This is a genomic window from Chryseomicrobium aureum, assembly GCF_016909155.1.
GTDB classification, from domain to species: Bacteria; Bacillota; Bacilli; order Bacillales_A; family Planococcaceae; genus Chryseomicrobium; species Chryseomicrobium aureum.
In genome coordinates, this window is record NZ_JAFBFG010000003.1 from 138,927 (window position 1) to 153,564 (window position 14,638).

Below are 14,638 nucleotides of genomic sequence, written 5' to 3' on the forward strand. Positions count from 1 at the left end.
AGGTTTCAGTATGTCAGAACGAGTACGCGTAAAAAAGCGTAAAAAGAAAAAGTCAAAAGTCTTAAAATGGGTTCTTGGAATCATTGGAGTTTTTCTCCTTCTTGGAGGCGTATTCGCATTTTATGTATTCAAACAAGTGACCGATACAGCAAAAGAAATTCATGAGCCAATTGTAGACCGGCCTGTTTCTGAAAAACGTGAAGAAGGAAAACACGTCGAAGTTGAAAAGGGACAACCTTTCTCAGTATTAGTACTCGGGGTTGATGAACGTGAAGGTGATGCTGGACGTTCGGATACGATGATTGTTATGACGGTCAATCCGAACACAAACTCTTCAAAGATGGTAAGCATCCCACGTGACACATATACAGAGATTGTAGGACGAGGAATTCAAGACAAAATCAATCACTCGTATGCGTTCGGTGGCGTGAAAATGGCGATGGATACGACTGAGAATCTACTAGATATCCCGATCGATTATGTCGTGCAAGTGAATATGGAAAGCTTTAAAGATATTGTCGATGCGGTTGGTGGAATTACTGTGAATAATACTTTAAATTTCACTGAAGCTGGGTTTACATATCCTGAAGGCAAAATTTCATTAACTGGTGAAGAAGCCTTAGCTTACGTGCGTATGCGTAAACAAGATCCAAATGGTGACTTTGGTCGTCAAGACCGTCAAAAACAAGTCATTCAAGGTGTCATCCGTGAAGGAATGTCTGTAAACTCTGTATTGAAACTAAATGCAATTTTAGATTCAGTTGGTGAAAATGTTCGAACAAACATGGCGTACAATGAAATGGTAGACGTCCAATCGAATTATCGTTCAGCCGCTGGACAAATTGATCAGTTGTACTTTGAAAGAGGTACTGGTGATACAATCAATGGCATTTGGTACTACATTATGAATGAAGAAGAACTTGCTTCTGTGAAGAATGAGCTGAAAACACATTTGGAGTTAGAAGGATAAAAAAAGGTGCATCCCGTTACGTGGGATGCACCTTTTCTAATCTGCGCTATAGAAACGTTTGTATGAATCAAAATGTTTTTTCCAATAACTATCATTGAGACTAGTGACTGTGATTCCTTTACTACCTGCATGAATGAACTGGTTGTTTCCAATATAGATACCTAGGTGTGAGATGCCGGACGTGTATGTATTGGCAAAGAAGACGAGATCTCCGACTTGTGGTTGATCGAGATAATACGAGCGTGCGTCCATACCCTTTGAATTGGTACGTGGCACTGAAATGCCTGCTTGCTTATACACATAATGAATGAATCCAGAACAGTCAAATCCTGCCGGTGTCGATCCACCCCACACATACGGAACGCCTATAAACGATTGAGCGATTTGCACAATCTTTTGCGCTTGTGTTCCAGTCACGACTGGTGGTTTTGGAGCTGTTGGGTTTGCAACTGGCGTTGTAACAATTGCTGTTCCTTGTACTTTTAACTTTTGGCCGACGCTCAAAAAGTCAGAAGACAAGTTATTCAATGCTTTTAAATTTGCAATCGTTGTCTTGAACTGAACCGCAATTTTAGATAGTGAATCTCCTGAGACGACTGTATACTCGCTCGTAGTTGGCGCACTTGGTGGTGTCACCGGTGTTGTCGGTGCTGGACTTGCACTAGTATTGATTAACAACTTTTGTCCAACAAAAATACGATCACTAGATAGGCCGTTCCAGTCTTTCAGTTGTTGAACAGACACTTTAAATTGAAGGCCGATACGAGATAATGAATCACCTGAAACAACTGTATAGTTGGATTGCCCCGCATTAGTAGATACAGGTGGTGGCGTTACGACCGGTGTCACCGAAGAGACAGGTGCATTTGTTCCACCAGGAATCGTTAATGTTTGATTAACAAAAATTAGAGTTCCACTCAATCCATTCGCACTTTGAAGAGCTGAAACTGTTGTTTTAAACTGTGTAGCAATCTTCGACAATGAATCACCACTCACGACGCGATAAGTGCTTCCCGATACAGGTTGAGCCGGCTGTGTTGGAGGAGTTTGGACGATAGGATTAGATACTGGCACCGTCTGAGGAGTCCCCTCTACTCGTAATACTTGATTCGGAAAAATGAGATCTGATTGTAAATGGTTTAGTTCCTTTAACTTTGCAACACTCAAGGAGTGTGTTTGTGCGACTTTCCATAAGGAATCGCCTGATTTCACTTGGTATGTACTCGCTTCAGCTTCTTGAGCGTTCATGAGAACAGTTAAGGAGGCAGCCGTCAAAACACCATATGCCAATTTCCTCAAAAAAACACCTGCTTTCCATCATAATACTTCTTATTATAGAGTCGAAAAATACTGATTGCAATCCATTTTTTTGTTGAGGTATGATAAAAGGTGTTGAAGGAGGAAACTTATGCCATTTCGAAAGATATCTATTTTCCTATTAAGCTCATTTATTTTTCTCTTACTTTTGCCCTTTATCGTGTATCTCATCTACCCAAACATCAATAATGGAGAGCCAATTATTTTCATTGTCACTTGGTTGAGTTTTAGTATCTCGGGGCTTACCTTTTATTATGCCATTCGAACTTACTACTCGATTGATAGTGTCAACACATTAACACGAATGGATGGAAACGTCTTAGAAAATCGCTATTACTCCATCCCATTTACAAGCCTAGTCCGAACTTATCGACATTTTGACAGTACTCGGCTGCAAAATCAATTGTTTGAAGAACTGACTATGCGATTTAAAAAACGATCGCCACGAGCGATTGAGTTTGCGACAAATTTACAATACTTCATTGATGTGATTGTTGTATTCCCTTACCTATTCCAGGCCAATGAAACCTCGCACCGGCAGATGGAAAAACTCATTCAGTTGGTCAGAAAAAAGGAACTGGAATTTAGAAGTCTATCGAGTGGGAACTTATTGTTAATTGAGGAAACCGTAAATTTACTCGATTACATCGTCACGTATCAGGTAGCACGGAGTAAGCAACAGAGTATCGAGAGTACCATTTTAGATATTCGAGGCAATATGTTTCAAAATCCAGTGACTCAAACGGTCTATCAAAATTACATTGGACTTTACTATCTACGGACAGCAATGAAGCTGATTCAGAATTCGCTACCACAAAAAGAAATGGACCTTCAAAGTGTTGAAGGTTTACAGTATTTTGTAACGAATGATCAAAAAACAACTTCTTCTACTGATGAAAAGATTGTACTTTATCTAAAACAAGCGACTACTCATTTTACAGCTGCTTTTGAAGTGGCTCAAAATGATTTACTATGGGAAAGCTTTATTCGCTACAATCGCGGCCGTGCTCTTTTCTTCTTGTCACATTATGATTTGAACAATGACAGCTGGCAAGAGGAGATGACACAAGCCATTCATGCTCGTCAACGACTTGTTCAACTGACACAAGAAGTTTTGAGTCATTCACGCGCTCATCTAGCTGACTGTTTTTACGATGAATACCGCTTATCTACTCTTACTTATTTTAACTTCTGTCTAGCTAAAAGACTATCAATTTTAGATTGGCAAGGAAATGTGAAATATGAGGCGCCTTATTATCCATCTCTCACTCGGGATGAAGTCATGATGCCAACTAAGACAGCAACTATCCCACGTATCACTATCCTTAGAGGACAACTGAACCATGTTTTCATAAAAAAATAAATACAGTACCTTTGTTTCAGCAAAGAAACAAAGGTACTGTTTTTTATGTCCACTATTTATTGAATGTCCGTGATCTTATAGTCTCCAAACTCATCAATCTCAATTTTAAGATTGATTGGACGCTCTAACACGACTTGCTCGCCATCTTTCATTCCAGAGTAAACCAACGTTGTAGAAACAAACGCTTGTTGCTCTGTCACGATTTCAATTGCATCAATACGATTCGCTTGATAAGAAAATTCACTTGCCTCTGCTAGAAGCTCTTGTCTCATTGCTTCCACTACTGGAATGAGCGGAGAATTTTCCGTCAAACTATAAATGTAATAATTCTTTGTTTCGTCTAACAAATACATATAAAACAGTTCACTAAAGTCAGACGCAAATGCAGTCAATAACTCATCGCTGAGATAAGCATCTTCTCGATTTTGAGGAGGTTCATACCCTTCTTGCTCTATACTGTCTGCATCTTTACTAAACTGGGTCAAGATTCCAGACACTAAGTGAATCGGGATAGCATATCCATACGTCTCTGTTCCGACACCAACGATTGAATTGATTCCAATAACTTCTCCTGTATCATTTCTAAATAACGGTCCGCCACTTGAACCAGGAGCAATGGAAGCTGTCATTTCGTAAAGATTTTCATACACATAGTCTTCTTCAATTCGTACATTTGTAGCCGTAATCTTACCACTTGTCGCTGTATTTGCTTTGTCATTTGGGCTTCCTACAGCGGTTACCTCTGTATTTACTGGTGCCATAGTTGACGCAAACTGCATAGGTTGTTTACCAGCTAAATCAGGAACTCGAATTAAAGCAAGGTCTGAGGTCAGAGAAACACCAGCAACATACCCGTGAAAAGTTTGTCCTGTATTATTTTTTACTGTGATGTCGTAGGACCCTCGGACTACATGCGCATTTGTAATGATGTCCCCTTTTGCATTATAAAGAAAACCTGATCCCTGCGATGTATCTGAATAGACCGTAAAAACAGTACCTGTTGCTTCTGTTAAGAGGAGACCTGGTTCTTTTTTAGGTTCTTCTTTTACAGGTGTAGTTGGTATTATCACAGAAACTTCTGTCACTGACTCATAGTCAGGCTCTTTCGGTTCTTCGGCCACTTCTTCTTTGGGTTCTTCTGTCACTATCTCTTCCTGCGGTTCTATTTCCTCGATAGGTTCTTCTTCAATAGGCTCAGGCTCTTCTACTACAGGACGCGTAATCTCTTGGTCGACGACTTCTGGTTTAAACCAATTTGAGGCTAGAACTACCGTGATTATGAGTAGAGGTATAAGTAGTAAGAGAGGTATATATTTTCGTTTTAGTCGTTTACGTCTACGTTCTTTGCGCATATAAACTTCCTCTCTTTATGAGCTCATTTTCTTGTTGATTAGACGTATCTACTCATGAATAGGTTTCATCTGATTTGAAACTTTGAATATTTCATCTTCAAAAAACTTAGTAAGTACTTAATTCTATGTGGGTAGTACTCTAAGATTAATAGTACACTACACATGGCAATCACAATAGTCCAAATCGGATTGAACAAGAAATCTGCCATTCCTCCAACAATTGTACGCGGAAAATTTACAGTAAAGTATACAGCTACCGCAATCGTCACTGGCGTTTTTGGAAGTTTCAGCATAAGTAAATAAACAGCTTGAACAATTATCGCGATATAGATTGTTAAAACAACTACTCCAATTAATCCAAACGCTGCATATGCCTCTCCTACATAGAGGGTATTCAATACTCCTCCGGTACCCGCATCGATACTTTCAGGAAATACATTTTCCATCATTACTCTCCCAGATCTAATCTGTTCCGTTTCAAGCAAACCTGCTATGAATGATGGTAATCCTGAACTCCCTAAGCGGTCAAGCGAATAAGTGAAAGCATCCAGATGTAAGTAAAAGGGAGCGATTTGAGAAAACAACAGTCTTCCAAGAGGACCAGAATTATAATTCATAAAACTAGCAATAGCTCCTGGCCCTTGTACTGCAATATACATTGCAAGTAATAAGCTAATAGATACAAGTCCTAATACTAGAATTCTTTTCACATTCATTTTGAAAGCATTCGCAAAAAATGCACTTAAAACTAGCATCAAAAGATAAAAAACTATAGGAGATTTCGCCAAATCATAGGTATATAAAAAGACTGAGCATGCTAGAAGGACAAAAAACGCACTTCCCCAATACATCGTTTTTCTTTTCAAAAAATAGATGAAGGCTATTAGAGAAAGAATTGGCGTAAGCATTAAACCGAAGATGTTTCTTATTAAAACATTCCCAGAAAAATTTCTACCTGCTTCAATTCGCTGAGAAGAAAGGTCTGCTGAGTTTCCTTTAATAAGTTCGACTACTGGTATAACCGGTGTATAAAGAATGGTATACGCAGTCGCTAAAACCGCAATTGCACTTAGTCCTGTGAATGCTACTAGAAACATAGAAGTGTATGGGTGATTTTTAACGTCAGGCTCAATCTCTAGATAATTCGTCAATAGTACTGACGTATTTACCCCAACCAACTTTGTCATGACAACTAGAGTAAGGGGGAAAAGAATCATAATAAAGCAAATGATCAGAAACCCATAGATTCTCATTTCTTCATGGTCTAAACGATTCAACATATAAAAATGGTCTTCATCTAGAGCAATAAACAATGATCCGATGTAACTTGAAACTAAAAAAGAATAATAATAAATAATAGAAATCATATTTGGCTTTGTAAGCGATAAACTTCCAGCTGCACTCTTAAATAAAAGCGTCGATAGAATAAATACAGTGAACCAGATTAAAATGATATCCATCATCTTCACCTACCTTTTGGTACCTGCCTCGATTTTTCGTAAAACATCCTGAACAATAAAGGAGTTTACATTATAAGGGTTCGCGTAACGAATTCCCTCTCTTTTAAACGCCAATCGTTTTAAATAGTCGGAATATGATGGATAGATTTTGTACCAGTTCATAGGGTCCGTAAAATAGCGTTGAAGATGATTTCTTTTATGGAATAACCACTTCAACGGGCGGTAGAAAATACCGAATTTTTCATTCAATGAAATTGTTTGTGTAGTTGATTTAGGTTTCGGAAAGTAGTTTGGATACATTTTGTGAAGAGTATACAGATACAAATACTTATTGTACTTAAATTCAACAGGAACTTTTGAAAAGAACGTGATAAGACGAGAGTCCCAAAAAGGTAAAGTCCATGATTGTTGAAAATATTCATATACTCTCAACGAATTCACAATAAATTTCGACTGTCTATTTTCAATATTCCATTGATCAAACGCTAGAGATGTTAGTGTAGGAGTCCAAGTAGTTCTAGTTGACCATTCCTGATAATAATCTTCCAATAAACCTTCAGTTTTGTTGGGTTTAGATTGCCATAACCGATAATGTTTTTTCTGAATTGCTTTCTCTAAATCAAGTTGTGTAAGATGCTCCGAGAATGCTAGTTCCGGTGGAATATGACCCCCTACCAACATATCGGCTGTATGGCCAGGCATAAAAATCACTTCATTTGCATCCCACTTAAAATCTCTAGACAGCTTCACTACACTTGGAAAGTCTTGAATATGTGGAATTGACCCTCCCATCAAAGCATATTTGACGTATTCTTCCCATTGCTCTGATGAATAGATAGTTTTCCACATTGTTTCATCGTATTCGATAAATTTCCATTCTATTTGAAGAGAATCCGCTATCTTTTTACTTACTGAACTTTCTTCGTTCCCTTTTACGCCGTACGTGAATGATAGAAATTGAGAGGCTGGCAATCGTTCTCTTAACAATAACGCAAGCAATCGCGAATCGTTCCCTCCACTTAAAGGTAGAATCACTTTCTTGTTCCCAATCCTCTTTACTGCGTCATCAAACACTTCATGAAGTACTTTGCTAAATTCATCTGATAACTCTTCAATTGTTTTCGAGCTAGGTTCATTCGAATAAGAGAAATAGCGATGTTGAATCGCAACATCCTGTTTCAAAATGACTACATGAGATGTGGGTACTTGCTGCCACTCTTGATAAAGGGTTTTATTATGAAACGTGTAACCTGTATGAAGAAATTGTTGGGTAGCACATTCATCAAGCTGTGTCCCTTCCTCATACAAAAAATCTTTTATTAGCCATCCACCAGTTAATTGTTTATAAAAAAGCGGGATAGTCCTAACTTTATCTACTACAAGCACGGGACTTCCTTCACTGGGGATAATCACCAAACAAAACTCTCCATTTATTTCATCAAGTAGATTCGGATTAGATAAATCCTCACATGTAAAGTGGTCAGATAGTGTACTAGATTCGACGAAATTTTCTTTCCAATAGAAAAAGCCTCGCATATAGACCGTGCCGTCAGTTAAAACCGTATACCTTAAATCCGGATGTCGAAAATCATAGTCCATTTTAAAAGTCATCTTTCTATCATTCCTCTACTCATGTAGTCTTGAAAATCTTGTCTAATCGTATTGCGAACATCCCCACGAAGAAAAGAATCCATGGAAGCACATGCCAGATGATGGTAAAGTCCATTAATTGAATCCAAGTAAGTAAGGCGACTGATGCACAAATGAGTACAATACTGCTAATCAATTTAACAATTGAAAGTGGCACGTAATAATACTGTTGGCTCTTACCATAAATAATGACTGTTGCAATAGCATAAGAGAATACATATACAACTATTGCTCCCCATATTCCATAAGGAGGGATGACTAATAAAGCTGCAACAATTGAGAATACTGAAACAGCTCCAAACACATAAGAAATCACTTTAGTTTTTTTAGTGAAGAAAATACCAGAACTTATTATCAAATAATAAAAGTTTAAAAACGTAGCAATTGCTATTGGCCCTACATAAATGTATGCGGATTGATAAGAGTCTTCCAAGACCTTAATAATCCATGGCATCATTTCCGTTAATAGAAGAGTCCCTATGCCTCCTACTACTAACAAAAGTGCATAAATTTTTGAGAATAGTATAGGTGTATCTGGATTGTTCTTCTTTTCCATTGAAAACGGTCGCCATGCTAGTTGTATCCCACTTGTCAATAATGTGATAAACGTTGCAAATTTAATGGCCGTTCCATAAATGCCCACTTCTTCTAAAGATCTAAACTCTTTTAGTACGAATGTGTTCATGTTCAATATGACCCAAAACGCTAAAGATGCCGGAACCAATGGAGCTGCATACCAAAGAATCTTCTTGAAAACTGCTTTATCCCAAATTGGTTTGATAAACTTTACAGCCACGGTTCCCACGAGTAGAGTGATGGCTAATGTCGCTGCCAACCTAGCCATTAATATACCTTCAACAGTCGGCGAAATAAAATGAAGAACCGCTAATGAGAGGACAGCAATTAGAAGCATTTTAGATAAAGTCAGTAAAACAACTTTTTTCGTTTTAAATTGATACCGCAGCACTGTTAATACCACAGCAAGAATTGTATCTAGCATTAACGTCCCTAAAGCAATATAAAATAAATAAACATAATTTGAACCATCTAAAATCCAGTTTGATAAGTAAGGGCCTGTAGAAAAGACGCCCCCTACTATAATAAGTAGAATAGTAAGGCGAACCATCATGACAGAGCGAATATATTTTAATCTTTCATTCGTATCTTTCACATCATAATAATAATAAGCCAGTGCTGAATCCGTTCCAAATATCACTAAAAAGGTCAGCATTGACAAACTTCGATCGATTATATCTAAACGTCCAAACTCCGCTACATCTGCTAAATAATACGTATAGAAAGGAAACAGAGCGAACGCAATCAATTTAGTACCGACATTCATAAAAGCATAAAGTAGAGAATCCGAACCTAATCGTTTTAATTGAGCTATCACGTTTGGTCTACTCCTTATGCACTTTATAGTTTCGTGCGTCTAGAACATATTTCCACAGTAAAAGAAACGCTATTGTCAAAATAAGACCACCTAAGAATCCAGCAACTGCACCCTCTACAAAAAGTGTACTCTTAGGATTTACTTCAGTAGATACAAGAGATGGCATCTCATAAACAACAATGTCATTTGATACACGTTGCACAGTTGCTAATGCGTTAGTCAGTTCCATTTCCGTTGATGTAAGTAGTCGTTGATAGTTATCCAATTCAACTGTAGTTTGTGCTTGTTCCAATAAGGGCTGGTAAAGCGCAATCGATTCTTCTAATTGTGCAATTCGTTGTTCTTGAATGTTTACATAATTTTGAGATTGATCAATAACTCGCGTTGCAAAACCATTTAATCCTTCAAGAGTCCCTTCTGCAAATTGATTTAGTTGAGTTTCGATAGATGTTTGATCATTTCCCTCTAGTCGTAATTTGATATAAGAACGTCCAGAAACAAATATGTCCGCATCATCCTTTAATTCAGAACCATAGTTAGCCAAAAGATAATCAGGGTTTGTTAAGGATTCACTTTTCACCGATCCTGTATAAATTACAGTTTCACCAGAGAAATTTGCATTGTTTGAAAAGAAATGACCTACTATTCCAAGAATTAATGAAAATAGAATAGGTACAATTAGTAGTATTAGTTTTTTACTCCAGATAAAAGATAAATTTTCATAAAATAAATAGGGGCGTTTAGTTTGCATAAATTACTCCTCTTTCTTCCATTCATTTTTAACATAAACCCAATTATATCATGATACTGGGTCAATAAACAAAACCTGATGGCACTTAGGCCATCAGGTCTACTTTTAGTACTTTGTAATTGTTGTACCCGGGAAATAGTGTTTAATGATTGCATCATATTTCCAACCAGCATCAGCTCTTGCTTTCGCTCCATACTGACTCATACCTATTCTATGTCCAAACCCTTTACCAGTTAATTGAACTTCAGAAATATAAGATTGAGTAGGGATTAACTGTTGCTCTGTTGCTGTCTGAACTGAAGTTTGTAAACCGCTCAATTTCACATCTGAAGCAGCAGTTTTTACAGTTGTAGTTGAAAGTCCATTTAGAGTAGAAACACCGGTCGCTGTTTGAACTTGGTAAGTGGCAGATACTTTTTTAGGTGTCAGCGTAAACCAGTTCGAATAGAGATTCCAACCGTTATCTAATTTAAAGAATTGGCGAATTGTTAATTCGTTCGCTTTGCTTCTCTCTCCTAGAGAATACGATCCAGCAGTTGTAGTGACAAAAATCTTACCGATTTCACCATTTGCCCCTGTCGGAACTGCTTGAATATCTAGTAATAATTCTGTCGATGGATTGAACCCCGCATTTTGAACTATTTTAGCTGCAGAGTAAGGTACAGACCAATTGCTGTAGGGAGATTTTGCATTTTGCTCAATTGTATCATCTACAGAAACATAGTAAGGCTGTGAAACCGTATTCCAAACATCTTGAATGTTTGCGGTCCGCCCCCCACTTGTCGAGAAGAAAAATGTTTCGACTATTTTGGACCCGGACTTCACAATTAATCCTTTTGTTTCATCCACAGCTTGACTTGTACGGGTGGTTTCTGATGAGTAGCCTTTGTATACCTGACTAGTCGTATTGTTCGCCAATACTCCTTTTAGGATAGCAAAACTGCGTGCAGACACCGCTTGCGCTTTCAAAGCTTCCATGTGCCAAGACGAGACCATCTCGCTAGGTACAACACCTTTTAAATAGTCTTCAATATCCAAACTATTTGTGAAAGTCACTACAGAACTCGCTGTAGTTGCTATGAAGCTACCTCTATACTTTGAGCCATTTGAATGCGTCATAATCGGTAGACTTGCTAATGTATGCAAAGAGCTCGTCGATGCGTTCACCCAATGCCGGACCCCCACTTCGTCTTCAATGTTATACCAGAGTACTCCGGCTGCATTATGAGACCCGATTAACTTAGCACCTTGAAACGCTTGGTAGGTTCTATTTATCGCATAATTAGTAGAAGCTCCTCGTCTCGCTTCTGTTGCTCTTGAAAATAATACAATCGTTTCATTTGCCTCACCTAGTAACTCTTTTACTTGCCAACCATTAGTAGATCTAAGGATGGTTCCTCCCATATGCAATTGGGTCTCACTATTACTTCCTCTTACACTTATAGACTGATTCGGCACCGAATAAAAGAGTTGGCCGGTTTGCTGATTCACTAATTGGTAGACAGTGTTCGGTGTAATGGTTATGGATGATTGATTAGAAAGTCTAACTTTCGCTTCAGTAGGATATACTTTCGGAGAATACGCGTGCCCCGAACTAACGTTTAAAGTTGTCATTAGTAAGATCGCCAAAAATCCAGCGAGAACCAAACTTTTTTTCATACTATTTCAACTCCGTCAAAGATGCTAAAATCCATCCCTTTTGTCCATTTGCAAGTTCAACATTGTACCAGATTTCACCAGAACCATTTCTAAATTGCCCAAGGTATTTCATTTCAGTTCCCGCAGAAACTCGAGCAATCGTATCATACGAAGTAGTTGCACCTTTTCTAACATTAGCTACTGTTTTTGTAACAACTTTCGAGAACGCTGCATCACCTTTGTAAAGAACATTTCCACTGAATACCCAACCGAACGTAGTAGAATTGATTTCAACTCTATACCATAGTCCCTGTGATGATGTGAACTGGTCAATTATTTTTAAAGTTGTTCCCGTGCTTTGCACAGTTTGTACTACTCTATAACTTGTAGTGGCTCCACTGTGAATCGTGACATTGTTCTTAGTAGTCGTAAAACTAGCAGGAAACTTTATTGTTGTCGGTGGCGTCGGTGTTGGAGTTGGTGACCCAACACCTTTCTCTAAAGCCTCTATTCGACTTTTCAATGCATCAATTTCACTCTTCTGAGTGGCTACTTGATTTTTGAGAGTTGTCACTTCACCATTTACACCCGCAATCACTTTTTCGACCCATTCCACTGAAGCTAAAACTAAATTACTTGATGCCCCACTTTTAACTGGCAGCACAAATAGACTCATAATAAGTAGTAAACTGATGATTCCAATACTTACTTTTTTCAAGATAAAGGCCTCCTAACTATTTTTGGAAAAACTCTTCTAATCCTTTAGTAATACCTACTGCTGCTCTTTTTCTAAAATCTGTTGTCTTTAACATCGCTTCTTCAGTCGGATTCGATAAGAACGCCAACTCTACTAATACTGCTGGAAGTTCATTGTTTCGAATCACAAAGTAGGTTGCATCTCTAAACCCTCGATTATAAGTTCCAATATTCGCGATAAGATTTGTTTGAATACTTTGTGCAAGTTGAGCACTTTTAGGGCCATTATAACTCGTTGTTGAATTATAAAATGTTGTTGAACCTCTAGAATCTCGAGAGTAAGAATCTGCATGAATGCTAACAAACGCATCAAAATCTGTTGTATTTGATAGTGTCGTTCTCTCAACCAACTCGTAGAAAGTGTCATTAGATCTAATCATTAGAACTGTAGCACCTCTTGCTTCAAGCTCCTGTTTTAGATAAGTTGCTGTTGAAAGATTCACTTCTTTCTCTACTAATCCCGTCACTCCTACTGCACCCGAATCTTTACCGCCGTGTCCAGCATCAATGATAATTTTTTTACCGGCTAACCCTTTAGTATGGAGTTTAATAAATACTTCAGTCGCAGTTTTTCTAAACGTGTATGTATATCCTGGTGACAATGTAATATCCGCATAACGCGTTCCATTTCCAGATGTACCATATGTGATTGTTCGGACTGCAGGATTTGCTCCATTGACTGGCGCTAGTGTAGTCATATTTCCGTGGATTCTGAATGTTGAGCTTGACAAAATACTGTACCTGACAGAAACGTCTGTCGAAGTTTTCCACGTTAGATAGGTTTGACCATTTCGAACTTCATACTTTCCGTCGAACACTCCTGAGACCGGGAAGTTTGTGATATCTGATGCTAACATCCATCCACGATTACCTCTTGAAGTTTCCACGTTCCACCAAGTTCCTAATTGTCTTAATAACTGTACAGGCTGAGAAAGAGTTAACGACTCTGAAGTGCCACCTGTAACCGTCGCTGATCTATAGAGGAATGTAGGCTTCGCTGTATAACGCGTTTCAACTTGCGCTACTAATTCAAACTCCGGTACCCACGCTACTATTGAAGGATTTTGAACTTTATACCACCGAGTGGTATCAGTGCTTACTGCAAAATCGACGATTGTGTAATTGGCACCTTGAATACCTGCTCCTACGACTCCACCTGAATAGGAAGGGTTTGAATATAAGAGTGGTTTTGAACGATTCAAATAGACCGATGAACCTATTTTTAAATCAGGATGCATTTCTACTGAAGAAATTACGGATTCATGAAGATACACAAGCCCATGCTCTGCATCTCTAATTTGATACCATTTTCCATCCTGTGCATTTACTAGTCCTTGTGCGGTTTTTAAGGTTCCTTGTGACCATTTCGTTGAAATAGAAGCTGTAGTAGATGGCATCGACCTTACATTTGCCACGGCTACATTTACTCTAATTATGGTTTCCTGTGGAACAACTATTGGCTGGCTAACATATATTGGATCGATTGCATTTGCTCTTATCCAGCCCGCAACAGTAGCAGTAAATTGAATTCTATACCACTTTTCACCGTACGCGTTTGTAAAAGTCGCTAATACTGTATAGGATGTGCCTTTAGTAGCACTTCCCACTACTCGATAATTTTGTTGTGCACCCGAATGGACTGTAGCTGAGGAAATAAGGGTTTTACGATTTAATGGGTCAAATACTTTGTCTTCTACCCAACCGAATTGGCCAGGGGCATACTCAATCCTGTGCCAAACTTGGCTCGCCGCGTTTGTAAATGTCTGCACGATCGAATAGGTCGTTCCAACAGATACGTTTCCTACTACTCGGTAACTGCTTGTCGCGCCTGAGTGAATAGTTCCCGTTTGCTCGGCTTTTTTTAGTAAGGATGGTTTTTCGAATACTTTGTTCTCTACCCAACCGAATTGGCCAGGGGCATACTCAATCCTGTGCCAAACTTGGCTCGCCGCGTTTGTAAATGTCTGCACGATCGAATAGGTCGTTCC

The 14,638-nt window shown here is 38.5% G+C and carries 11 protein-coding genes; 2 read left to right on the forward strand and 9 right to left on the reverse strand.

The features are described from left to right. The first annotated feature begins 10 nt into the window (after nucleotides 1-10). Nucleotides 11-970, forward strand: coding sequence for an LCP family glycopolymer transferase (locus JOD03_RS04920; protein WP_204589724.1), 960 nt, complete (start codon nucleotides 11-13; stop codon nucleotides 968-970). 36 nt (nucleotides 971-1,006) lie between these two features. On the opposite strand, the gene JOD03_RS04925 is transcribed toward JOD03_RS04920, so the two are convergent. Continuing rightward, the gene (locus JOD03_RS04925) at nucleotides 1,007-2,269 is read right to left on the reverse strand and encodes a C40 family peptidase (protein ID WP_204589725.1); all 1,263 of its coding nucleotides are present in this window, start codon (nucleotides 2,267-2,269) and stop codon (nucleotides 1,007-1,009) included. Between the two features lie 109 nt (nucleotides 2,270-2,378). On the opposite strand from JOD03_RS04925, the gene JOD03_RS04930 reads away from it, so the two are divergent. Next, nucleotides 2,379-3,650, forward strand: coding sequence for a hypothetical protein (locus JOD03_RS04930; protein WP_204589726.1), 1,272 nt, complete (start codon nucleotides 2,379-2,381; stop codon nucleotides 3,648-3,650). Between the two features lie 56 nt (nucleotides 3,651-3,706). Here JOD03_RS04930 and JOD03_RS04935 read toward each other — a convergent pair whose 3' ends face one another. The 8 genes from JOD03_RS04935 to JOD03_RS04970 form a co-directional block, all read right to left on the reverse strand. Continuing rightward, the gene (locus JOD03_RS04935; RefSeq protein ID WP_204589727.1) at nucleotides 3,707-5,002 is read right to left on the reverse strand and encodes a S1C family serine protease; all 1,296 of its coding nucleotides are present in this window, start codon (nucleotides 5,000-5,002) and stop codon (nucleotides 3,707-3,709) included. 65 nt (nucleotides 5,003-5,067) lie between these two features. Next, nucleotides 5,068-6,465, reverse strand: a complete 1,398-nt coding sequence (locus JOD03_RS04940) for an O-antigen polymerase (RefSeq protein WP_204589728.1) — start codon at nucleotides 6,463-6,465, stop codon at nucleotides 5,068-5,070. Nucleotides 6,466-6,471: 6 nt separating this feature from the next. After that, on the reverse strand, nucleotides 6,472-8,073 hold the full coding sequence (locus tag JOD03_RS04945) for an asparagine synthetase B family protein (RefSeq protein ID WP_204589729.1): 1,602 nt from the start codon (nucleotides 8,071-8,073) through the stop codon (nucleotides 6,472-6,474). A 19-nt stretch (nucleotides 8,074-8,092) separates the two neighbouring features. Next, nucleotides 8,093-9,505, reverse strand: coding sequence for a lipopolysaccharide biosynthesis protein (locus JOD03_RS04950; protein WP_338032433.1), 1,413 nt, complete (start codon nucleotides 9,503-9,505; stop codon nucleotides 8,093-8,095). Between the two features lie 7 nt (nucleotides 9,506-9,512). Next, nucleotides 9,513-10,256, reverse strand: coding sequence for a DUF4349 domain-containing protein (locus JOD03_RS04955; RefSeq protein WP_204589730.1), 744 nt, complete (start codon nucleotides 10,254-10,256; stop codon nucleotides 9,513-9,515). Between the two features lie 105 nt (nucleotides 10,257-10,361). Then, nucleotides 10,362-11,915, reverse strand: coding sequence for a SpoIID/LytB domain-containing protein (locus JOD03_RS04960; RefSeq protein WP_204589731.1), 1,554 nt, complete (start codon nucleotides 11,913-11,915; stop codon nucleotides 10,362-10,364). Nucleotide 11,916: 1 nt separating this feature from the next. Next, nucleotides 11,917-12,612 (reverse strand): SH3 domain-containing protein, encoded by a 696-nt coding sequence (locus tag JOD03_RS04965; RefSeq protein ID WP_204589732.1) that lies wholly within the window; start codon nucleotides 12,610-12,612, stop codon nucleotides 11,917-11,919. 16 nt (nucleotides 12,613-12,628) lie between these two features. Further along, on the reverse strand, nucleotides 12,629-14,638 hold a 2,010-nt coding region (locus JOD03_RS04970), incomplete at its 5' end, for an N-acetylmuramoyl-L-alanine amidase (RefSeq protein ID WP_204589733.1).